The following is a 22906-nucleotide window of genomic DNA, read 5'->3' on the forward strand; positions in this document are numbered from 1 at the left end:
TCCTCCGTTATTGCCCGAACAAATCCTGCCTTACAGCCTCAAGGAGCTCTGGGTGCTGTGCATATATGCGTTGAGCCGCCGTCCAGACATCCTGCAGAGTGGCGGTTGCCGTAGTGAGTGCTGATCGATCACCGATGTGGCCGATCTCTGCCCGCCACATATTCGTGAAGACTTGATGCTCCTCCGGCGTCAAGGCGATGCTGGACATCCTTCCGGTGTTCAGTCCCAGACGTTCTGCGAACCTTTGCTCAATCAGATGATGCGCCCGCAAGCCGGTAGCGCTTGTCATCTTGCTTAACTGGTTGTAGGACTTGATGCCGAACTCTGCCGCTCGCGAGAAGACGTTCAATCCGCGCGATGTGACCGCGCTTCCTTGCGTTTGTGCCGCCTGCTCAGTCCCCTGTTTGAAGCGAGGATCGTTCGGGTCCAGCCCACCCGGTCCCGCCGTATTGCCGCCCTGACCGGCATTCTGTACAGCCTGGCTGATCTGATCCCCCGCGGCGATGGTTTGATTCCCATACAACCAGGTGATCTCGGCTGCAACCGGGCCGTATTGGTAAACCGCCCCCTGCGCCTGGGTCATGATGAGGGCCACAACCAACCCGATGCCTGCGCCAGCGTCGCCACCACCGCCCCAGAAATCTACTCCAGCATGGCCGCTGGGATCTACGAAGCGTAGAGGTTGATTCCCGACGTAGCTGTACCGGTTCAGATTCTGCGGATTTTGCGGCTGAGGAACGATCGTATCCGCGGCCAGAAATCGCCCGATGAGCGGGTCGTACCAGCGGGACTGGTAGAAATACAACGCCGTGCCGCTATCCCAACGCTGACCGGTGAAACGGTAGGTCGTCACCTGGTTGTTGGCGTTGTAACGCGCCGCACCAAAGGGATAGTAGCGTAGCTCGGTCACGCGGGCGCCGCTGCTGTCCAGCGTCAGCGCGGTGGAGCCAAGATGATCCGTCAGCAGATAGTAGAGCACACCGCCGCTGCTCTCGGCCACCCGCATCGCGCCAGCGTAATAATACTTCTTGACCGTGCCGTTGTCTATTTCGTAAGTGTTCCCCACGAAGACCCGCGTGACGCCGCTGATGGTCTCCTTGACCCGGTTGCCGTCGCCGTCGTACACGTAACTCGCCGTGACGCCCCCGGACATCGCAGTCAGCCGGTTCTCCGCATCGTAGGTCAACGTGATGTCCTGGCTGCCGCTGATGCGCCGGGTGGCGTTACCATTCTGATCGTACCAGTATTTCTGATAGCCTGCCGTCGTCCCCCTGACATGGGTCACAGCATGCTTGTGTGCGCCAATCTGATAGTAGAGGTTCGTGCCTGTGCTCTCGAAATTGGTGATGTTGCCCGCGTTACTGTGGGCATAGTTGCGCTGTTTGTAAGCTCCGTAGTTGCCGTCAGCCGTGACGCAGTTGGCGCCGCTCAACGTGCAGGCTGTGCTCAAGCGGTTCAGCGCATCATATGTGAACTTCTGCGCCTGGCTCCCACCATACGCCGCCGCATCCGTGATCGTCAGGATATTGCCCACATCATCGTAGGTGTAACTGATGTTCTGCAGGTTGTCGTTGGTCGCACCTGTGCCCGCCTTCAGGCTCACCAGCCGGAAGTTCTCGGCTGCAATGTAGGCGTACAGTTGTTTCACCACCCCGGTCGTGCTGCCCAGCCAGCGTTCCATCACCTGCCCGCGTTCGTTGTACTGCGTCTTGCCGACATAGTAGGTGCTGCCGTTGCTGCGCACTGTGTTCAGCAACCCCTGCGTCGTGTACGCATAGTGTACCTGCTCGCCAATCTGACTCGCACTGCCGCCGGGGTATTTCATCCACAGCGGCCGATCCGCCGAGTCGTATCCCCACTGTGTCACGAAGGTTCCGCCGCCCGTTCCGTTGATGGCCTTGCTCTCCTGCGTTACCCGTCCGCGGCCGTCGTAGGTCCAACTCGCGCTGCCGGAGCTGTCGCTCATCCCGGTGCGTCTCCCCTTGCCGGTTGTGCCGCTGTCATACGTGTAACCCACCGCCGTCGCACTGCATCCACTCGACCCGCTGTAGGTCTTGCCCTTCACCCGGTTGAGGCCATCGTAGCTGAAGGTGATGACGCAACCTCTCGCGTCGGTCTGTCGTGTGAGATTCCCGGCCGCATCGTAGGTGTAACTCCAAATGCCCATGTCCGGGTCTGTCATGCGCGTCTTGCGCCCCAACAGATCGTAAGTCATCGTGGTCAATGCCTCATCCGGCCCGGTCATCTGCTCGAGCTGGTCGCTCACCGTGTAGGTGTAGATGGAGTGCGCATACACCGTCGCACCCCAGTCGGGCTGCCCATTGACCGTGACCAGGTACTGCTGCACCCGGTACAGCCGCCCCACCGCATCGGTCTCCGAGATCGTCTGCCGGTTCAGCGCATCCAGCACCGCGGTCTGCCGATTCTGGTAGAAACTCTTGACCGTCGTGCCGTCCGCCTGCGTCACCTGCGTCACCCGGCCCAGGCTGTCATACTGATACGCCGCCTGTGGTTGCGTCCAGTCTGGCGCCCGGTACCCGCCCAACGCCGCGGTGTAGGTGTAGGGTACGCTCGTTCGCAGCACCCCCAACGGCTGATACTGCGTGTTGACGAGGATGCTCTGACTGCTGTCCGCCGCCTCGGCCTGCGTCTGCACCACCCGTCCCATGCCGTCGTAGAACGTGCGGCTCTCCAGGTAAGAACTCCCGCTCTCCTTCTGCTCCTGCTTCACCCAGTACGGCGACCCCGACCCCGCGTAATGGGTGTAAGTCAAGCGCAGCGTCGGGTTGGTTGCATCATCGCCCGGTTCGATGACCGCCGTCTGCCGCCCCCACTGATCGTAGCTGTAGCTGGTCGTCGCCAGGTTCGGATCCGTCACGCTCGTCACCTGTCCCAACACCTTGTCCCAGGCGTAACTGGTCGTCCCCACCACCGGCTGCGTCACCCCGGTCGGCAGCACGTACAGCATCGGCCAGGTTTGCGTAATCGTGTCGTAGGCCGTCAGCGTGGCGCGCCCCAGGGGATCGCTCACGCTGGTCTGGTTGCCATACGCATCATAGACATAACTCGTGTCGGCCCAACTGCCCCCGCAGCTCGTCTGCCCCACCCGCACCTTCGTCACATCGCCCCTAATCGGCTTCTTGGTGTACGCGGATTGGTAGTCATAGAAATAGCGCGTCTCTCCTTTGCACGCGTCCGTCGCATTTTTCAACAGCACCTGCGCCGGCCGATTCACGATGTACACGCCGCCACTCGTGTTGGCCGGGAAGTAGAAGGTTTCCTGCGAACGGTACAGCGTTCCCACCGTGTCACTGTAGGTGCGCACTGCCGTCACATTGCCGTACTGCGCATTGTTTTGGCTGGTCGTCAGGTACTCGTACGTCGTCGCCTGGCTGCTGGTCCCCAGCGTGTTGGTCACGATTTCGCTGCGCACCCAGTTGGTACCCTTCGTCGTCACACTATTCCACAACGTCCCCACCTGCGCCAGGGTCGCCCCGGCGCTCGACTTCGTCACTTGCTGATAGACTTTGCCCTTGCGCGGATCGAGCGCGTTGCCGTCGCGCTGATGATAGCTGTTCTCCATCACCCGGTACACAGCCCCGGTCCCGTCCTGCACCTGGCTGCGCACGAAACTGTAGCCGCCAAACTCGAAGTTGTCACATCCCGTTCCCGTCATCCACGCCCACGGGTTCTGATGGTCGTACACCGTGCGCTGCACACCGCCCATCCCGTCGCTCACCTCCATCTGGCTCACCCGGTAGCGGCTGGTATTGCCGCCGCATCCCTGCATCCAGATATTGGGCACATTCGCGTAGCTGTAGATGACACTCCCGCCCTGCCCATTGTTGACCGTCTCCAGCAACGTATGGTTCTTCCAATCGCTCGGCGTCCCCACCGCGCCAATCCGATAGCCGAACGTCCACGCCGGCAGCGCACCCCCATTCTTGCCCTGCTCCGTGATGCTCGTCAGCCGCATGATCCCTTGCTTGTCGGTCGCATTGAACCAGTCGTAGTCCTGCGCCAGGCCATAACTGCGCACGGTGGCAAATGCGCTTGTGCTGCTGCGCACCAGGACCGTGATCCCGGTCAACCGATAATCACTCCAGAGTGCCTCGATATCTTGGTTGCGAGTTCCTCCTACGTTGCCTGGTACACCTATATCACCACGCCCGCTGTAACCAAACTCGATGCGCACTGTAGCCAGGGGTTCACCGAAGGCAAAGTATCGAATGACCGTTGGCCGAATCGCTGACACATATTCATCGGTGCAGCCGGTGACACTACGAGGCTCTGTCTCATAGGTAATCTCGATACGATTACCGTGTGTATCCAACACCTCTGTCAGATGCATCTCCCGAGCCGATTTTCCGCAACTGCTCTTGATGATCCAGGCTGAACCGTTGGCCCAGGTGGCATTGCTGCCCGTGACACCGCCAAACGTGTACTTGACGCCGTCTGGCGACCACACCTCCCATTTGCTCCCACCATCTATGTTCCCCACGTGCGCAATGCGCACGAAGCTCTGCGGCTCCGTTTGCCAGCCACTCGTCGTCTGTTTCAGCTCGAACCCGCCGCCCGCATAACCCAGGAATGCCCTGGCCGGCGTCCCATCTTGCGCCAGCGCCATCGTTACCTGCCCCAGGCCGTTCAACGACCACCCCCAGCCCACGAAACTCGCCTGGCGATTGAATGTGACTGCTTTTTCACCATCGAGGCTCTGCAGCCCCTGGCGGATGCTGTTCACCCCCTCGCTCGCATAGCCCAGGCTCAGATTCAAGCCCAGCCCGCCCGGCCCCGGCGGCAGCGCCAGCGGATAGCCCAGGCTGCTGTTGCCGCTCCACTCGTCGGTCACGAACCCATGCACCGTCGGCAGATGCTGCGCACCGTAGCTCAACGACGCCGGCGCACCCAGGCCAAACAGCCCAGGCCCGTCCAGCCGCGCCGTCAACTGCCGGTCAGTCACGTCCATCTGGCTGTCGAGCGCCTGCCACGCCTCGGCCGCGCCCTCCCACCGGTACAGGCGGATCGTCTCCGTCAGCGCCACGCCCGGTGCGAAGCGATAGGTCAGGCTGACCAGGCTCTCGAACGCTGTCACGGCCGCGCCCTGCTCGTCCTGCGCCTCCAGGCCAAAATGCATCGTCAGCCAGGCCGGCGTTTCCTCCACCCGCGGCTGCGGCAGATAGCGCAGCAAGGTCCGCTGGCTCACCGCGCCCGGCCGCGCCTCCACCTGCACCCGTCCATCCGCACTGAGCAGCACCCCGCCCTCGCCCGGCGTCAACCACACCTCATCCGGCCCAGGCGTCGCCGTCCAGGTGGCCGTCGGCGTTGGCGTACACCCCTCATCATCCTGGCAGGGCGACGGTGTGGCCGTGGGCGTCGCCGTCGGCGTGGCGGTCGGCGTCGGCGTACACTCCTCGTCCTGGCAACGCGGCGGTGTGACCGTCGGCGTCGCCGTGACCGTCGGCGGCTCTTCCGTGGCCGTCGGCGTCGGTGTACACTCCTCATCTTGGCAGGGCAGCGGCTCGACCGTCGGCGTGGCGGTCGGCGGCTCGGCCGTGGGCGTCGGCGCACAGTCCTCGCCCAGGCAGGGCGCCGCGGTGATCGTGATCGCCGCACTGGCCTGCACCCCCGCGCCCACCTCCTCGCTCACGATGGCCGCGGTGTTGGTGATGACCTGCCCGCTGACCGCGCCCAGCGCCTGCGCCTGGAACGTGCCGGTCAGCGTCGCACCCGCCGCCAGTTGGCCGATGGCCCACTCCAGCCGGCGCTCAGCCTCCAGGTAGCTGAAATTCCCCTCCCCGGCCGGCCAGTAGGCCAATTCCAGCGGCAGGGTATCGCTCACCACCAGCCCGCTCAGGGCGCGGTCGGCCAGGGTGTTAGTGATGACCACGGTGTAGGTGACCACCCCGGACGGCTCGACCTGCGTCGGCGCCGCAGCCAGCGTCAACTGCACCGGCGCAGGCGCGGGCGTCGCATCGGGATCGGAAATGAGATCGAAATTGGGATCAGGGGACATGGGTTTAGTAGCGGCATTTATCTGGGGGGGGGTAGCAGCAGCCGCCGTGGAAAAGAGCAGACTGCACACCACCAACAGATGAACCAACGACGACAGGCGCGGCGCGAGCCGGCCGCGAGCAGAATGTCGGGAGGAGAGGGGAGAGAAAGTAGAAGATAGAAAAGAGAAAGTAGTAGATAGAAAAGAGAAAGTAGAAGAGCGGCGTAACATAACAACGGACTCCTTTCGTGCAGCAATCGAAACGGATGGGGTCAGGGACATTTTCCTGACTGCTGAAGGAGGTCGCAGGCGGGAGAGAGCACTCTCGCCAGGGACTTCCGAAGGCGGAAGACGACTCGGAAGGCGGGGGACAAGCTTGTAGCTGGTCACAGCATAGCACGGCCGCGGCGCTCTGTCAAGAGGAAAAAGTCACAAGTCACAAAGGCGCCAGGGATTACTCCTTTGTGTCTTGGCGTCCCTGTGTGAGCAAGACAGAGACCTCACACCAAGATACAAAGACACGAAGACGCAGATGGCCACCTTTGTGGCTTCGTGTGAAAATTCCTTGACTCACCAACCCTCGCAGGGGCCAATGGACATCGCAGCGTTGACCGGTGAGGGTGTTGTGTTCCTCTGAGAATGTCATCTCGTCACAGCCCTGCGCGGGGGATGGAGCGACCTTCCTGCGGTTGCGGCGACGCCTGTCCCGTCGGGCCGCTCTTGACGTACTTGTCTCCCTCTTCCATCAACTCATGATAGACGCCCAAGACGTAGGCTTGCTGGGTGCGCTGTGCGGTGGCTTCACGTTGCTGGCGTGAGGCGCGGAAGGCTGACAGGCGCTTCATGATTTCGCGCTGCACCGCGTGCGGATTGGCCACCAGGTCGAAGGTGAAGCCCTCGTCAGCCGCGGCCGTCTTGATCACCACATTGCCGTAATTCAATGCATTGGCCCAAAACGTGGGCAGTTCGGTTGTCACGTTCTGAATGCGATCCAGGCCAGCCTCGCGACGCTGTGTGCTGAAGCCGAACGGTTTAGCTTCGATATCAATCACCTTGTCATTGGTCACAATATAGAGATCGTTGGCCCAGTCTTCATATCTCCACCAGAACCACCCGGTGGCAGGCAGCCAGAGGATGGCCGGCAGCAGCCACGGCAACGGCAGCCACTGTCCCACGGTGGCAACGAGAAACGCCGTGACGATCAACCAGACCAAAAACGATTGCCACACGCGCTGCAGCAAGATCAACCAGTGCTTGCGCCACACCGTCTTGTCTGGCGTAATCCACCAGGAGGCCAGGACGCCGGCGCCAAAGTCCCGGTTCTGGTTGCGCGGGGAGAGGCGCCGCTGCGCAAAGATGCGCATCACCCAACTGAGAGGTCGCAGGAACAGAAACTCGAAGGGAAAGAAGACGAAATGCAGAGCCTTCGCCAGCGTCGCTAACCACTTTTGCCACCAGCTCAGCACGATCGGCGGCTTGAGGCCCGGCGGCAGTGTCTGGTCTGGCACCTGGCTCAACAGACTCAAGCGCAGGTCCTTGACCAGTTGCATGCGCAGACCTTCGCGCTGTTCCGCCAATTTTTCGGCAAGCAGGCGCCGTCGCTGCTCGGAAATGAGAGCCTGGACGCTTTCGGGATTCGGCACATGGTCGAACACGATCTGTGAGGCAGCACTGGCCGTCTTGATCTTCAGATTGCCATAGCCAATCAGGCTGCCCCAAAAGTCGGTGCGCAGGGTGGTATCCTGCACCTGGTCCAGGGGCGCTTCGGTGCGACGCTCGTAAACCAGCACCACCTGTTCGCGCGCGGTCACGCGCAAGGATGTCACCACAAAGTAATCATTGAGGTAATCTACCACGTACCAGACCGTCAGGGGCGCCGCCACCATACCGCTCACCAGGGCCACCGTCAAGATAGTCAGATTGATGTCCCAGTTTTGCAGGATGAGTTTGAGGAGGATCATGCCCACGACCGGCAGCGCGGGGATCAGGAAGGAGCGCAGCAGGACGATCACGTGCCGGTGGCCGTCATACCAAAGCACCTCGTCCTCGTCCTGCCATTTGTACTTGCGGTGTTTCTTCTTTTCCGCCTTGACCTTCTGCTCCAGGTGGGTATCTTTCCAGAACCCCGGGTCACTGTGGAGAAGATAGATCAAGTCCTCGGAACGGATGCGGAACCAGGTGGCGCCCGGCTCGCTGGCGTGCGCACGGTCACTTTCCCCCTGCGGGCTGGTCAGAATGCCAGTAGCGCTGCCCACGCTGTCCGGTCGCACCGCGCGCACCGTTGTTTCATGGCGCTCCCGGCGGAATAGCGAGCTTTGGCCATAGAAACGGCCAGGCGCCATGTAATCGCGAGGGCGTTCCTTGCCATCGGCGTCGGTCGTGCGAATGATGGCCGCGCCGCGCTGCAGGATGCGCAGCGCGTTGTCGCGCACGCCCTGCTGTGAAACGGTCTGCGCGGCCGGATAGTGTTCCCAGGCCGTGATGCTGGCCAGCGTCTGCAATTGCTCTTCGTTCAAACCCTGGAAGGGTGCAACCGTTTCCAGAAAGCCGATGATGGGCGGCAGTTGCAGCCGTGCGTAAATGGCGGGGATGCGTGCCAGGGCCAGCATTTCAGAGAACGGCACGCGAATGAGCTTGCAGCGGTAGAGCGCCTGCGCCACCGCGGGCGGAATCTGCCCCAGGGCCTCGGGCGCGTTGTGAAAAGCGTTGCCCGCGGTGATGACTCGCGGCGTCTTTGGTGGTACGCCAGACGGGTAGGTCACGCTGACCTGTCCCCAATCAATGAACCAGAACCAGGTTTCGGCGCCGGTGAGCTGCGGCTCGCACAGGGGCGAGCCACCGTTGGCCTCTACGACATGAGCAATGGTGGCCAGGCGCCGAACCTGCGAGTCGTTGAGAGGCGCTAACATGGGCATGGCGCGCAGACGCACGGCGATCGGTTCACGGATGAGCGCCTGGCGCAGGGCCGGCTGCCGGCCCATGGCCCAGCTCAGGTCGCTGGGCGCAATGACAAAGAGGCGCCCTTCTTGCAGCGCGATGACCTCGGTTTCTTCGAACAAGCCGTCGTAGGTCGCTTGACGACTGAAGGCAGCGCCAACGTTGTGCGTGCGCTCCCACCAGACCGTGCCGGCCGAGTCCTTGCCGGTCTCGCGCAAGGCCCCGCTCTCCACCAAATACAGGAAATCGCCGGAGCTTTGCGCCTCCTGGAGCCGATCTCCCTCCTTGAACGGGCGCACGATGATCTTGTCTGCCAACTGGTTCAAGTCGGTTGGGCTCATGACCTTGAGCGCGGCGAAACTGTTGAGTTTGGTCGCAACATCTCCGCGGTCAACTTGTTCTGCATCTTGTATCGTGTCGGGCGCCATGGGTCATCCTCCTCCGTCTCCATTTTACCACATCGTCCCACTAAAACGCCTTTCAGGCCAGCAGCAAACGCCAGACGATGACGAAGATGTGTGTTTGCATGTCACCCTCGCGCCCGATGCACCAGGGAGATGCCGAGCAGGACGACCGCGCCGCCAACGACCTGCAGCAGCGTCAGCGCTTCGCCCAGCAGCACGAAGGCGAGCAGCGCAGCCACCACCGGCTGGCCGAGCATGGTGGGCGAGACCAACGAGGCGGGAAGATGGCCCTGCGCATAGTTGACCGACAGCCAACCGCCGATGTGCGTCACCAGCCCCATGCCCAGCAGGAAGGGAAAGGTCGCAGCAGGCACGACGAGCGATTGCTGAAACAGGCGAGTCATGAAAAAGAGGGTGATGAGGCTGACCACTGTGGTCAGCCAAAAATAGGAGAGGGCATCGAAGCGCGCCCGCCCGCGCTGGGTGATCAGCATGTAAGCGGCGTAGAAGAGGGAGACGAGCAGCGACAGCAGGTTGCCCAGGTTGAGCGATGGCGAGCGTAGGGCGTCGGCGCCCAGGATGATGGCCGCGCCGCTCAAAGCCAGGGCCAGACCGAGCCAGAAATTGCGCCGTAGACGCTCGCGGTAGAGCAGGATGGCGCCCAGTCCCACCCAGATGGGCGCGGTGTTGCCGAGCAGGACCGCGTTGGCGACCGAGGTGTACTGAACGGCCGTGTTCCACAGGCCCATGTCACAGGCGAACAAGACACCGGCGGCCGCCACGATCGCCAGCGAGCGTCGCGACCACTGGATCTGGCGGGCGCGCAGGCCAAACGGAATTGCCAGGGCGCTGGCGGCAATCAAGGTGCGATAGAAGGCGGCCACCGGCCCCGGCAGCCCGGCCCAGCGCACGAAAATGCCGGAGGTGGCAATGCAGATCAGACCAAAGATCATCGCGGCGTAGGCTTGCCAGGGCGGCCGGGCGACACGTTCGGAAGCGGGGGCGATTGAGGGAGAAAGCAGGCTCATTTGACGGCTACTCCGTAATGGGTTATGTCTTCTGGCGCAGAGACAGCGCCAGAATGATCGGGATGACGGCCAGCGCGGCGCCGACGATCCCCATGGCGCCGTAGCCCAGCGCGGCGAAGACGACGCCGCTGCCCAGGCTGCCCGCGGCCGCAGAGAGGCCGATGAGCAGATCGTTGAAACCCTGCGTCTGCGCCCGCTCCGCCGGTGAAAGCTGATCCGCCAGCAGCGATGAACCGCCCACGTAGCAGAAATTCCAGCCCAAGCCAAGAAAGAAGAGCGACACCGCCAGCGGCAGCACCTCTGGCGAAAGCGGCGCGGTCAAACAGGCCAGCACCAGCGTGGTCGCGCCAATCAGAATCACAGGCCGGCGCCCCCAACGGTCCGCCAGGCGACCGGACAGCACCGAAAAGGCGAACATGCCGAAGGTGTGCGATGAGATGACGAGCGAGATGTCGGTCAGCTCGTGGTGATGCCCCTTCATGTGCAGCGAGGTGATGATCATCAGCATCACCATGACCGCCTGCCCGATCACCATGGCGCCCATGGCCACGATCACCGGCCGTTGGCGCAGAAGCTGCGAGAGCGGCCGGCGGCTGCCTGACTCGCCATGCGTGTCAGGGTAGAGCTGAGCCAGGGCGCGGCCCACGTCGCGCGGATCGGGCCGCAGCCAGAAGAAGATGACCAGGCCAGCCAGGAACAGGAGCACCAGGGTCGCCAGGTACGGCCCGCCCAGCTCGTCCAAGCCGTTGGCCGCGGCCCAGCGGCCGGTTGGCCCCACGAGCAGCGGGCCGACCACCGCGCCGACCGTGCCGCCAAGCACCACGTTGGAGATGGCGCGGCCGCGCGCCTGCGGCGGGTAGACCTCGGCCGCGGCAAAGCGCGCCAACTGCATGGCAGAATTGGCCGCGCCGAGCAGGGCCAGCCCGAGGCAAAAGAGCAGAAATGAGCGAACCAGGAGCGCAGCCGCGGCCAGACCGGCGCCGACCGTACCCAGCATCAGGCCGAGCGCCAGCGCGCCGCGTCGCCCCAGCCGCTCCATGCCGTAGCCCCAGCCGAACGCGGCCAGCGCCGCGCCGAGCTGGTAGATGGCGGGTGGGACGCCGGCCAGGGCCGGGGAACCGCTCAACTGCGCGCCGGCCAGGGTGTTGACCGTGTTAGCCGCAATGAAGCCGGCCGAGCCGAAGCTCTGCGCAGCCAGCAGCGTCACGGTGATGCGCCGGCCCACGCGGCTGAAATCGAACGACGGTGACAGAGTGTTTTGCACGGCGTTAGTCCCCAAAATGATCCTTGATTGCCTCGGCCGCGGCCACGTTCATGCCGGGCGCGGCCGCCAACTCCTCGATGCTCGCCTGCTTGATCGTCTCCAGATCGCCGAAACGCTTGAGTAATTCTTTGCGCCGCCGCGGGCCGATGCCAGGCACCTTGTCCAGTTCGGACATCACGCCTGCCTTGCTGCGCAGCTCACGATTGAAGGTGATGCCAAAACGGTGCGCCTCGTCGCGAATGCGCTGTAAGAGGAACAGCGCCTGGGAGTCGCGAGGCAGCACCAGGGGATCACGTTGCTCAGGGAAATAGACATCCTCGAATCTCTTGGCCAGGCCAATGACCGGCACCTGGTCGAAGAGGTCGAACTCGCGCAGCACTTCCACGGCCACGCCGAGCTGACCCTTGCCGCCGTCAATGACCACCAGGTCGGGCAGGCGCTGCCACATCTGGTCGCCCTTACGAGGCGCCTGGCCGGGCGCGCCCTCATTAGCAGGCGGTTCGACGGCGCGACGGAAGCGGCGGCGCAGCATCTCGCGCATCGAGGCGAAATCGTCAGGTTCACCGGCGCCCAGGCTGCCTTTGCCGCGAATCTTGAATTTGCGGTAATCGCTCTTCATGGGGGTGCCCTGCGCAAAGACCACCATCGCGCCGACGGTGCTGGTGCCCTGCAAGGTGGAAATGTCGTAACACTCGATGCGGCCGGGCGCGTCGGCCAGACCCAGCGCGTGCCCCAATTCGGCCAGGGCAATGACCTGCTTGTTCTTGTCGGCCTGCCACTGGGCGCGCAGGGCGTGCAGGGTTTCGGCCGCGTTCTGGGCCGCCATCTCCAGCAGGTCGCGCTGCTGACCTTCCTGCGGCACGGTGAGCACCACCTTCTCGCCGCCGCGGCGCGAACGCAGCCACTGCTCGATGATGAGGCGCTCGTCCAGGTCCTTGGGCAGCACGATCTCCGGCGGGACGTAGGCGGCCTCGCTGTAGAACTGGGTTAGGAACGCGCTGAGAACTGCATCGGTTTCGTCGCCTTCCGCGCCCTCCAACACGAACGACTCACGCCCGATCAGTTTGCCATGACGAACGAAGAAAACCTGTACGCAGGTGTCGCCGTTGGTCTGGGCAAAGGCGATCAGGTCTTCATCCTGCTGCTGACCGCTGACGACCTTCTGACGCTCCACCAACTGCTCGGCGGCCTTGATCTGGTCGCGCAGGCGTGCGGCGCGTTCGAAGTACCAGTTTTCGGCCGCGTCTGTCATCTGACCGCGCAGGGTGGTCAGGGCCGGCTCGGTGTTACCGCTGAGAAAATCGGCCAGGCCCTGCACCATGGCGCGGTATTCGTCACGGTTGACCGCGCCGATGCACGGACCGTTGCAGCGCCCGATGTGAAAGTAGAGGCAGGCGCGTTCGTCCTTGCCGGTAATGTCGCGGTTACAGGTCAGATAGGGGAAGATGTGACGCAGGGCTTCCAGGGTGAGACGGACATTGTAAGCGGAGGTGTACGGCCCGAAGTAGCGGCCGCCGTCACGCGCCATGCGCCGCACGATGGTCACTTTGGGGTAATCTTCGGCCCAGTGAATCTTGATGTATGGATAGGTCTTGTCATCTTTGAGGCGGATGTTGTAGCGCGGCTGGTGGCGCTTGATCAGCTCATTCTCCAGCACCAGGGCTTCCAGCTCGGTTTCAACGATGATCCAGTCCAGATCGGCGATGTTGCTCACCAGACGCCGGGTCTTGGTGGTGTGGAGGGCCTGCTGCTGAAAGTAGGAACGGACGCGGGCGCGCAGGTTGATGGCCTTGCCCACGTAAATGATCGCGCCCTCGGCGGTCTTCATCAGATAACAGCCTGGGCGCGTGGGGAGATTGTCGAGCTTGGCCTGCAATGTGTCGGAAATGGACATGGGGCAGATTGTAGCACGCGCATGGCTGACTGACAAAGCGATTAGCAAGCCTTCAGCAACGCGACCCCTATCTGACCGGCCTGCTCAAGGGCGATTCTGGGCGGTGTAGACGATCAACGCCTGCGCCGGGCCGTAGGTCAGCCAGACGACGCTGCCCACCAGGAAAAATGACAGGCCGTTGAACAATTGCGCGGCCAGGATGAGGTCACTGGTGAGAAAGAGCGCGCCGCCCAGGGCCAGCGGGATGAAGGAACGCGCCTGCAGTGCCAATCCGCTGGCCAGGCCGGCCGTGCTCGCCAGCAGCAGGGCGTAGGGCAGCGCGGCCCAGTGCAGCGCGGTGGCCTGCTGTCCGCGGAAGACCACGAAATACCAACCGGCCAGGCCGATCAGCAGCCACACGAGCAAGGCGCCCCAGCGCGGCCCGCTGGCCGTCAAGCCGAGGACGGTGGCGAGCCGCATGAAGGCCGCGATGTAGGCCACATGCCCCAGACCGAACGCGCCCATGCCCCACAACACATGCGGCGACGCCGGCAGCAGCTTCGCCATGAACAGGTCGCCCAGGAAACCGAGCGTCATGCCCACGGCAATCAGCAGCGCCACGTCCTTATCCTGGCCGGCCGCCAGCCACCAACTCCAGCCGGCCACCACCAGAACGGCCGAGGAAGTCATGCGCATCCAGGTGGGGATGCGCTGCGATTGGTCCGCGCCGGACGCGCCAAAAATGAAACCGCCAAAGAGCAACAGCGCCCACAGCGCCAGCAAAGCCAGCAGCCAGGTGCGCATCGGGCCAGCAACGGGAAAAGTCATACGATGGGTCCTCCTGAAATGATGATCACGATCCGGGTCAGGATTGTACTCTTGCGAGCGCATCAGGTCAAACAACAGACGCCGTGCGCGGCAATTCCAAACGTCACCGCATTTTTCAGCGCGGATCACAGAGCGCGCAGAGGCGCCTTCATTCCAGATGAGTTCAAGGGACAAAAAAAAGAATAGTGCTCCCAATCCGTGACGCTTTTCGCTGCAGGTTTGGGGTTTGCCCCGCCTGAGTGTTATACTGACTTTGACGATCTGTGCCGGTTCGCGGGGTTGAGTGATCGAGGAGGTAAATCATGTTCGCGCACGCTGTACGTTGTCTGGTTGTCTTGTTGTTGCCGTTCATGATGATGCCGGCCGCTGTGGGCGCAGATGCGACGACAGCGGCCATTGGCGCGGCTGTGAACGCAGGGGCAGACCACACCTGTGCTGTCACCGCTGACGGCGGGGTGAGATGTTGGGGGGTCAACGACCGGGGGCAGTTGGGTGATGGCACGACTGAGCAGCGCGGCGCGCCGGTGGATGTGAGCGGGCTGATGAGCGGTGTTGTGGCCGTGAGTGCGGGCCGGGGCCACACCTGTGCGCTGACAACGGCCGGCGGTGTGAAGTGTTGGGGATCCAACGAGTTCGGCCAGTTGGGCGACGGCACGGGCGCGGCGCAGCTCACGCCGGTGGATGTGGTGGGATTGACGGTCGGCGTGACGGCCATCAGCGCGGGCGGGGAGCACACCTGCGCGCTGACGACAGCCGGCGGCATGAAGTGTTGGGGAAATAACATCCACGGGCAGTTGGGCGATGGTACGACAGAGGAACGGCTCACCCCGGTGGACGTGACTGGGCTGGCGAGTGATGTGACGGCCGTGAGCGCGGGTGGAGCGCACACCTGTGCCTTGACGACGGCCGGCGGCGCGAAGTGCTGGGGATACAACGCGCTCGGCCAGTTGGGCGACGGCACGACCGTGCAGCGGCTCTTGCCGGTGGGTGTGGTCGGGCTGGTCAGCGGCGTCGAAGCCGTCGAAGGCGGCGTTTTACACACCTGTGCGCTGAACACAGCCGGCGGAATTCAATGTTGGGGCGCGAACTGGAGCGGCCAATTGGGCGACGGGACAACGATCAATCGCCTCACACCGGTCAGCGTGATCGGGCTGACCAGCGGCGCAGCGGTTGTCACAACGGGTTATCAGCACACTTGCGCCCAAACTACGACTGATGGGGTCAAATGTTGGGGTGACAACATCTCGGGCCAGTTGGGCAACGACACGAGCGGTTTGCAACAATTCAGTACGACACCGCTGGGTGTGATCGGGCTGACTGCCGGCGTCGCGAGCGTAGAGGCGGGTTCGGTTCACACCTGTGCATTGACCGCTGACGGTAGAATTCAATGTTGGGGCGGTGATGACTACGGCCAACTGGGCAATTTCTCAGCAGGACCACGCACGATTGCCGTGGATGTTGCCGGGCTGGCAGGCGGTGCAACAACCGTGAGTGTGAGCCGATGGTACACCTGCGCATTGACCGCAGGCGGCGGCGTCAAGTGCTGGGGGCGCAACGATTCCGGTCAGTTGGGCGACGGCGCGCAGGGATATCACAGCACACCGACCGATGTGATTGGGTTGGCGACTGGCGTTGCGGACGTGAGCACGGGCAATACACACGCCTGTGCTGTGACGACGAACGGCGGGGTCAAGTGCTGGGGACGAAACGAATACGGCCAGTTGGGCGATGGGACGACTATCCAGCGCCTGACGCCAGTCAATGTGGTGGGGCTGAACAACGTCATGGCCGTGAGCGCAGGGTATTTTCATACGTGCGCCCTGACGATGGACGGCGGGGTCAAATGCTGGGGCCGCAACTCCAACGGCCAGTTGGGCGACGGCACGCTGGAGAATCGCAGCGCGCCGGTGGACGTGAGCGGGCTGACGAGCGGCGCTGCGACCGTGAGTGCGGGCGGGATGCACTCCTGCGCTTCGACGACGACCGGGGGCGTCAAATGCTGGGGGAGCAATTCTCGCGGCCAGTTGGGCAATGACACTGTGACATGGCAGTGGGTGCCGATGGATGTCAGCGGGCTGACCGACGCCGCGGCGGTGGACGCGGGATATGAGCACACCTGTGCATGGGCGAGCGGCGGCGGCGCCTGGTGTTGGGGGAGAAACGACCAGGGACAGTTGGGCGATGGTACGATCCTGGATCGCTCCGCGCCGGTGGGCATCGTTGGGCTGACGACTGATGTCACCCGTGTCACTGCGGGCTGGTGGCACACGTGTGCGATCGCCAAGACCACCACATGCTGGGGAGCAAACTGGATGGGCCAGTTGGGCAACGGCAACACAAATCAGCGCATCACACCCGTGGATGCCGTTGGCGTCATGTTGAGCGCGGTCGTGGATGCAGGCAACGACCACACCTGTGCGCGGACCAGGAGCGGCGGCGTGAAGTGTTGGGGGTCCAACGAGTTCGGCCAGTTGGGCGTCAATCCCGGCTGGATTCCCGGCTATGTGATGGGCTTCGGCCGCCTGCGCGAGGACCTGGATGGGAATGGCGTGGTGGATGTCCATGATATCCTCATGGCGGCCGGCGTTTGGCGCTTCTACAGCCCAGTCTGCGACCTGGACGGCAACCGCGTGGTGAATATCGTTGACATTCTACGTGTAGCCAGGCAGTTTGGTCAGTCATCGTCTTGACGCGACGACGAACGCAGCCAGGGGAGATGTCAGGCGCGCGCTGGTGACGCGTCGGCAGCGCCAGCGGTGAAGATGCGGTTGCGACCTTCGGTCTTGGCCCGGTAAAGCGCGGTGTCGGCGGCTCGCAGCACAGCATCACCGGTCAGCCCGTGATCCGGAAAGATGGCAACGCCGGCCGAGAGGGTCACCGGGCCAATCATGGCGCGATAATGCTCGACCTGGAGCCGGGTGATCCCGACGCGCAGTTGATCGGCGCGCTGCTCGAGGACAGACAGCGGGGTTTCCGGCAGAATCAAAGTGAACTCTTCGCCACCGTAGCGACAAACGATATCCTCACCGCGTGTACGCTCTTGCAGGTAACTACCTAGCGCGCGCAGCAGGGCATCGCCGGCCTGATGACCGTATGAATCATTGAAGCGCTTGAAGTGGTCAATGTCCAACATGATGATGCCCAGGGTTGTGCCGCGCCGCGCCGCCCGATGCACCTCGCGCGTTAGCGTCTCTTCCATGTAGCGCCGATTGAAGAGGCCGGTTAACGGGTCACGAATGGCCTGGCTGCGCAGTGTCTCGCGCAGGCGCAGATTCGCCAGGGCCAAAGCCGCATGGTCGGCCAGGGCCACGGCCAGTTTCTCGTTAGCCTCGTTGAACTGACCCTCGTCGTCATGCAGCAGCGCGGGAGCACCTGGGTTCAGCTCGATGTGCAGAATACCCAGGGTTTCATTCTGCGCCAACAAGGGTACACACAAGTAGGTGTGGCTATCGGTGGTGCTGATGTGTTGGCAGGACAGGCCGCGCTGAGATTCATCCATCACACAGGCGCGACCGTGACGCAACGCCCAGCAGGCGTCCGGTGGAAACCGACGCCCGGCGTGCGGCAAGTTTCCCCAGGCGACAACCGCTTCCATCAGGTTGTGTTCAGGATTGAGGATGTAGAGCGCGCCCTGCGCGGTGGCAAACAGAGCCTGTGTGAAATCGGCAATGACGGCGTAGGCGTCATCGAGGGTCATGCTGGTTTGCAGCTTGTCACCCATTTCGTTGAGCAGGCTGATTTCGTGCGTGCGCTGCTCCAACTTGGCGACCCAGGCGGTCAGTTGTTGATTCGCCTGACGCAGGGCATCCTCCACGCGCTGGCGCTCCGTGGCAAACGCAACCTGGTTGGCGATGGTTTCGGCCAACCGAACCTCCACAGTATCGAAGTCATGTGGCTGGTCGTAGTAGACCATGAACTTGCCCAGCAGGCGCCCCTGGTAACGCAGGGGGAAGGAAGCAACCCCGCGAATGTTTTCACGAACGAAGTGCTCATGCCACGCCCTCAACAGCGGTTCTTTCCAGGCGTCTGACACCAGGATCGGCTGGGGATCGTGGTCATCCGGCGGCCATGGCGAATGACCTTCGACCGTGCTGCGGTATTCAGGCGACACTCCTGACCAGGCGCGAAAACGCATGACCCTGTCGGCGTCACACAGGAGCAGCGCGGCCCGACGAACTCCCAGGAGGCGCTGCATTCCGAAAAGCGCCTCCTGGTAGACGGCATCGAGGGTATCCACATGGCTGACCACGTCGGTGATGTGGTGAATGGTCTGAAGTTGATTCAGCCGCAGCGAGACCATCTCGCTGTCCGCAAAATGATCTTCGACGTAGGGCGCGATCCGCTGGGGCGCGTAAACAGCGTACGTGTCTCCACGTTGAGAAACGGAAGAATGAGACATCACCATCACTCGATTAAGACCGCAACAAAATAAAAAATCAACTGGCGCAATTATGAACGCGGTGGAGGTCGTGCGCCATCCCCCAAAACAGCCATACTAGACTTTCACGTCAACGTGATGCCGGCCGCGGCGTCGAGCGCCAGGATGGCCGCACGCACCGGTTCGGACAGCGGCGTCTTTTGCCCCAGGTGATAGTCATAACTGACGATGACGCCCTCGCCTTCGGCGGCCACCACCTGCGCCCGCTGGCTGACCACCCGGTGCAGGACTGTGAAGCGGTCGGCTCCCAGGGCGACGACGCGCACGCCCACGGTCACGGTGTCCGGGAAGGTCAGGGCATAACGAAAACGGCAGTTGATGGAGGCCAGGATGGGGCCAATGGCTGCACGCCCGGCGGCGACATCGAAAAAGCCGACCTGCGACAGGTAGCGAGCGCGTCCGTTCTCGAAGTAACGAAAATAGACGATGTTGTTGACATGGCCCAGGGCATCCATTTCGCCCCAGGCCACAGGAAACGTCACTGTGACCGCGAAATCGGCAAGCAGATCAGGCATCTCGATCTTGAGCCTCGTCGTCTTCGCCCAACTCAGCGAGCAGCGTCAGCAGGATGCGCCGGGCGCTGCGTGCGGCTTTGGCCCGATGGCTGATCGCGTTCTTCAATTCTGATGAAATCTCCGCCAGGGTCAGATTGCTGTGTTCGATTTCAAAAATGGGATCATAGCCAAAGCCATTGCTGCCGCGTGGGGCATGGGCAATCGTGCCTTCGATGGCGCCTGAGGCCGTGAACGCGTCGCCGTCCGGAAAAGCGAGAGCCACCACGCAGCGGAAACGGGCCGCGCGCTGCGCGTCCGGCACATCTGCCAGGCGGGCCAACAGGTAGTTGTAACGCTCCTGCTCGCCCTGCAGGCCACCGTAGCGGGCCGAGTAGATGCCAGGCTCGCCGCCGAGCACGTCAACTTCCAGGCCAGAATCATCGGCCCATGTCCAGAGGCCGGTCATTTCAGCATAGCCCAGCGCCTTGAGCACTGCATTTTCGGCAAAACTCTCGCCCGTCTCCGCCACCTCGGTGGTGATGCCAACTTCATCCAGGTAGGTCACATCCACCGGCAGGTCGGCCAATAACTCACGATACTCCCGCACCTTACCCTGATTGTGCGTCGCAATTAACAGTTTACGCATCTTCCCTCTCCCCCCCGCTTTGACCAGAAACCTATCCTATCATATAATCGCACTGACAGCAAGCCGTGTATCGTGTTCGTGAAAAAGAAAGAAGACAGTATGCCGCAACACCCTTTGCATCTCTTTTCTGGCACCGCCAATCGTCCCCTGGCCGAACGGATTGCAGAATGTCTGCAGATGCCACTCGGCGCCTGTGAGACCAAGCATCTGCCAGATAGCGAGGTCTATGTGGAGATCCACGAAGCCATTCGTGGGCAGGACATTTTCTTCATCCAGCCTTGTTCGGCCCCCGTCAACGATAACCTGATGGAACTGCTGCTGTACGTAGACGCATTTCGGCGCGCGTCGGCCCATACCATCACCGTCGTCGTTCCGTACTTCCCCTACAGCCGGCAGGAGCGCATGGCTCACGGGCGTGAAGCCATCAGTGCGCGGGTTGTGGCGCGTATGTTGCAAACGCTGGGCGTCACCCGCGTGGTCTATGTGGATATTCACGCGGAAGCGACCCAGGGATTCTTTGACATCCCGGTTGACCCGCTGTCGGCGCGCAAGGTGTTCATTGAGTATTTCGAGAACAAAGACCTGGAAAACCCCATCATCGTGGCGCCCGATGTGGGACGCGCCAAGCTGGCCGGTCGCTACGCAGAGGTCATGGGGCTGCCGCTGGCGCTGATGCACAAGCGGCGTCTCTCGCACAGCGAGGTCGAGAACTCACACGTTGTGGGCGATCTGAAGGACAAGACGCCGATTGTGATTGATGATATGATTGCGGGCGGCAGCATTCTCACCCAACTCAACGCCCTGGTGGAGGCTGGCGCCCGGCCGGAGATTTACCTGGCGATCACCCATCCGATTCTGCTGCCCACCGCGCTGGCGCGTCTCGACAGCCCGATCATCAAGGAGCTTGTGGTGACCGATACCATCTACATCTCCCCCGCGCAGCAGCACCCCAAGCTGGTCGTGCTCTCGCTGGCGCCATTGTTGGCCGATGCCATCGAGCGCATTCACGCGGCGCGCACGATCAGCCCGCTGCTCAAACTGACACCGCAAGAATGGGGCGAGCCGCCCCACAAGTAGCGACAGACGGCAAGAAGTTCAGAATGATCAGTGATGTTGTGAAAGGAGAACGAACTTGGTGTTTGGAAAAGAAAAGCGACCGGAACCTGATGCCATCGAGGCCCTGATCGGTGCACGGGCGACGTTTAGTGGCAACCTGCGTTGTGATGGCAGTGTGCGCATTGACGGCGTGATCGAAAGCGGCAGCATTACCACGCCCACGAATGTGATTATTACCGCCAGTGCCAGTGTCATGGCCGATATTCAGGCCAGGGTGGTTTCGGTATCAGGCGCGTACAAAGGCACCATCACGGCCGAGCGCGTTGAGCTGCTGGAGGGCGGGCGTATCTGGGGAATCGTGCGTGTCAACTCCTTCTTGTTGGATGACGGCGGCTACCTACGCGGTGAACTGGTGATGCAGGGCGACGAACCGCAGCAGCCGTTCTTGATTCCAGCCCCGGCCGCACCCAAAGCACAGATCCCAGTGGTTGAGAGCAACGGCGCGGTCGCCGCGTAAGACACAGGTCGAGAGAGCGATTGAAATCGCGCCTGGTGGGCGTGCCCCTGCGTGGACGCAATACTGGTCGGCGGCGGCAGAGCGATTGAAATCGCGCCTAAAGGGCGTTCCGCCGGGCGTCCACCTGCGTGGACGCAATACTGGTCGGCGGCGGCCGACCTGGCGGCGGAACGCCCCTTCGTCCCGAATTCATTCGGCAAATAGGAAATCAGAATGATCAAGATCGAACAGGCCGCACTGCATCTGATTGCGATGCCGCTGGTCTCTCCATTCGAAACCAGCTTTGGCCGGCAGACCGTGCGCCAGGCCATCCTGGTTGAGCTGCGTACGCCGAGCGGTTCCGGCTGGGGCGAGTGTGTGGCGGGAGATGCGCCCGCCTATTCCTACGAAACCACCGATACCGCCTGGTCCGTTCTCAGTCAGTACCTCGTGCCGGCGGTGCTGGCGCAGCCCTTTGATAGCCTGCCGGCGCTGCACGAGCGCTGGGCCTGGATGCGCGGTCACAACATGGCGCGGGCGGCCGTCGAACAGGCCGCCGCCGCGCTGCTGGCCGCAGACGCCGATCAGTCGCTGGCGACTTTCCTGGGCGGTGAACGCACCAGCGTGCCGGTGGGCGTCAGTGTGGGCATTCAGGCCACACCTGAAGCCCTGGTGGATACCGTCGCTGGCTACCTGGCGCAGGGCTATGGCCGCATCAAGCTCAAGATCAAGCCCGGCAAGGACATTGCCTTTGTCGAAGCGGTGCGCCGCGCCTACCCCGCTGTGCTGCTGCAGGTTGATGCCAACTCGGCCTACACCCTGGCCGATAGCGAGCGCCTGCGCCAGCTTGACGATTTCAACCTGCTGTTGATCGAACAACCGCTCGATCATGACGACATCTACGAGCATAGTCTGTTGCAGCGCCAGTTGCGGACACCCATCTGCCTGGACGAGAGCATCCACACCCTGCTCCATGCGCGTGCGGCGCTGGCGTTGAGCGCCTGCCGCATCATCAATATCAAAGTCGGTCGCGTCGGCGGCCTGATACCTGCACGCCAGATTCATGACCTGTGCCAGGCGCACGGCGTGCCGGTCTGGTGCGGCGGCATGTTGGAAACAGGGGTCGGGCGCGCGGCCAACCTGGCGCTGGCCTCCCTGCCCAACTTCCGTCTACCCGGCGACATCTCGGCCAGCAGCCGTTATTACACGGCTGACATTGCCGAGCCGACCTTCAGCCTGAACCCGGACAGCACGATCAGCGTCCCCACAGCGCCGGGTCTGGGGGTGATTGTCAACCGCGAGGCGCTGCTGCGCGTCACCCTGCACAGCGCCACATTCAGCGCAGCGTAAATCGGCGCGGAACAGGAATTCCAAATGTGACCGGAATCGAGGCTTTAGCCGGTGCGGTTTGCGGCTTTGCTGGCTAAGAAACCGGCTGAAGCCTCCA

The 22906-nt window shown here is 62.7% G+C and carries 13 protein-coding genes; 4 read left to right on the plus strand and 9 right to left on the minus strand.

From position 1 onward, the window contains the following. Positions 1-7: 7 nt before the first annotated feature. From IPF85_RS21420 to IPF85_RS21445, 6 genes are all read right to left on the minus strand, one after another. Positions 8-6016, minus strand: a complete 6009-nt coding sequence (locus IPF85_RS21420) for an RHS repeat-associated core domain-containing protein (protein ID WP_343410093.1) — start codon at positions 6014-6016, stop codon at positions 8-10. A gap of 629 nt (positions 6017-6645) precedes the next feature. Then, complete coding sequence (locus tag IPF85_RS21425; RefSeq protein WP_343410094.1) at positions 6646-9360, minus strand: cyclic nucleotide-binding domain-containing protein; 2715 nt, start codon at positions 9358-9360, stop codon at positions 6646-6648. 101 nt (positions 9361-9461) lie between these two features. Continuing rightward, positions 9462-10364 carry a DMT family transporter gene (locus IPF85_RS21430; protein ID WP_343410095.1) on the minus strand — a complete coding sequence of 301 codons (903 nt, stop codon included), beginning with the start codon at positions 10362-10364 and terminating at the stop codon, positions 9462-9464. Positions 10365-10386: 22 nt separating this feature from the next. Next, positions 10387-11628, minus strand: coding sequence for an MFS transporter (locus tag IPF85_RS21435; RefSeq protein WP_343410096.1), 1242 nt, complete (start codon positions 11626-11628; stop codon positions 10387-10389). 4 nt (positions 11629-11632) lie between these two features. Next, a complete protein-coding gene (gene uvrC / locus IPF85_RS21440) occupies positions 11633-13522 on the minus strand; it encodes an excinuclease ABC subunit UvrC (RefSeq protein WP_343410097.1) in 1890 nt (629 codons plus the stop codon). Positions 13523-13606: 84 nt separating this feature from the next. Then, positions 13607-14329 carry a lysoplasmalogenase gene (locus IPF85_RS21445; protein ID WP_343410098.1) on the minus strand — a complete coding sequence of 241 codons (723 nt, stop codon included), beginning with the start codon at positions 14327-14329 and terminating at the stop codon, positions 13607-13609. 302 nt (positions 14330-14631) lie between these two features. Here IPF85_RS21445 and IPF85_RS21450 point away from each other — a divergent pair, with 302 nt between their 5' ends. Further along, on the plus strand, positions 14632-17019 hold the full coding sequence (locus IPF85_RS21450) for an RCC1 repeat-containing protein (protein ID WP_343410099.1): 2388 nt from the start codon (positions 14632-14634) through the stop codon (positions 17017-17019). Between the two features lie 29 nt (positions 17020-17048). On the opposite strand, the gene IPF85_RS21455 is transcribed toward IPF85_RS21450, so the two are convergent. The 3 genes from IPF85_RS21455 to rdgB all read right to left on the minus strand — a co-directional run bounded on the left by IPF85_RS21455 (position 17049) and on the right by rdgB (position 19907). Then, positions 17049-18728 (minus strand): diguanylate cyclase, encoded by a 1680-nt coding sequence (locus IPF85_RS21455; protein WP_343410100.1) that lies wholly within the window; start codon positions 18726-18728, stop codon positions 17049-17051. Between the two features lie 104 nt (positions 18729-18832). Continuing rightward, on the minus strand, positions 18833-19282 hold the full coding sequence (locus tag IPF85_RS21460; protein WP_343410101.1) for a thioesterase family protein: 450 nt from the start codon (positions 19280-19282) through the stop codon (positions 18833-18835). Then, complete coding sequence (gene rdgB, locus IPF85_RS21465) at positions 19275-19907, minus strand: RdgB/HAM1 family non-canonical purine NTP pyrophosphatase (protein WP_343410102.1); 633 nt, start codon at positions 19905-19907, stop codon at positions 19275-19277. Before rdgB ends, IPF85_RS21460 begins: the two co-directional genes overlap by 8 nt. A gap of 99 nt (positions 19908-20006) precedes the next feature. Here rdgB and IPF85_RS21470 point away from each other — a divergent pair, with 99 nt between their 5' ends. From IPF85_RS21470 to menC, 3 genes are all read left to right on the plus strand, one after another. After that, positions 20007-20984: a ribose-phosphate diphosphokinase gene (locus tag IPF85_RS21470; protein ID WP_343410103.1), complete on the plus strand. Its 978-nt coding sequence runs from the start codon at positions 20007-20009 to the stop codon at positions 20982-20984. A gap of 58 nt (positions 20985-21042) precedes the next feature. Beyond that, positions 21043-21480 carry a polymer-forming cytoskeletal protein gene (locus tag IPF85_RS21475; RefSeq protein ID WP_343410129.1) on the plus strand — a complete coding sequence of 146 codons (438 nt, stop codon included), beginning with the start codon at positions 21043-21045 and terminating at the stop codon, positions 21478-21480. Between the two features lie 216 nt (positions 21481-21696). Next, the gene (menC, locus tag IPF85_RS21480) at positions 21697-22809 is read left to right on the plus strand and encodes an o-succinylbenzoate synthase (RefSeq protein WP_343410130.1); all 1113 of its coding nucleotides are present in this window, start codon (positions 21697-21699) and stop codon (positions 22807-22809) included. Positions 22810-22906: the final 97 nt, after the last annotated feature.

Source organism: Candidatus Amarolinea dominans, from assembly GCF_016704685.1.
Lineage (GTDB): Bacteria > Chloroflexota > Anaerolineae > SSC4 > Amarolineaceae > Amarolinea > Amarolinea dominans.

Bases quoted from the DNA above. Each gene is read 5' to 3' on its own strand.
- rdgB (WP_343410102.1), bottom strand. From the start codon at position 19,907: ATGCGTAAACTGTTAATTGCGACGCACAATCAGGGTAAGGTGCGGGAG.
- IPF85_RS21460 (WP_343410101.1), bottom strand. From the start codon at position 19,282: ATGCCTGATCTGCTTGCCGATTTCGCGGTCACAGTGACGTTTCCTGTG.
- IPF85_RS21445 (WP_343410098.1), bottom strand. From the start codon at position 14,329: ATGACTTTTCCCGTTGCTGGCCCGATGCGCACCTGGCTGCTGGCTTTG.
- IPF85_RS21470 (WP_343410103.1), top strand. From the start codon at position 20,007: ATGCCGCAACACCCTTTGCATCTCTTTTCTGGCACCGCCAATCGTCCC.
- IPF85_RS21420 (WP_343410093.1), bottom strand. From the start codon at position 6,016: ATGTCCCCTGATCCCAATTTCGATCTCATTTCCGATCCCGATGCGACG.
- IPF85_RS21430 (WP_343410095.1), bottom strand. From the start codon at position 10,364: ATGAGCCTGCTTTCTCCCTCAATCGCCCCCGCTTCCGAACGTGTCGCC.
- IPF85_RS21455 (WP_343410100.1), bottom strand. From the start codon at position 18,728: ATGTCTCATTCTTCCGTTTCTCAACGTGGAGACACGTACGCTGTTTAC.
- uvrC (WP_343410097.1), bottom strand. From the start codon at position 13,522: ATGTCCATTTCCGACACATTGCAGGCCAAGCTCGACAATCTCCCCACG.
- IPF85_RS21450 (WP_343410099.1), top strand. From the start codon at position 14,632: ATGTTCGCGCACGCTGTACGTTGTCTGGTTGTCTTGTTGTTGCCGTTC.
- IPF85_RS21425 (WP_343410094.1), bottom strand. From the start codon at position 9,360: ATGGCGCCCGACACGATACAAGATGCAGAACAAGTTGACCGCGGAGAT.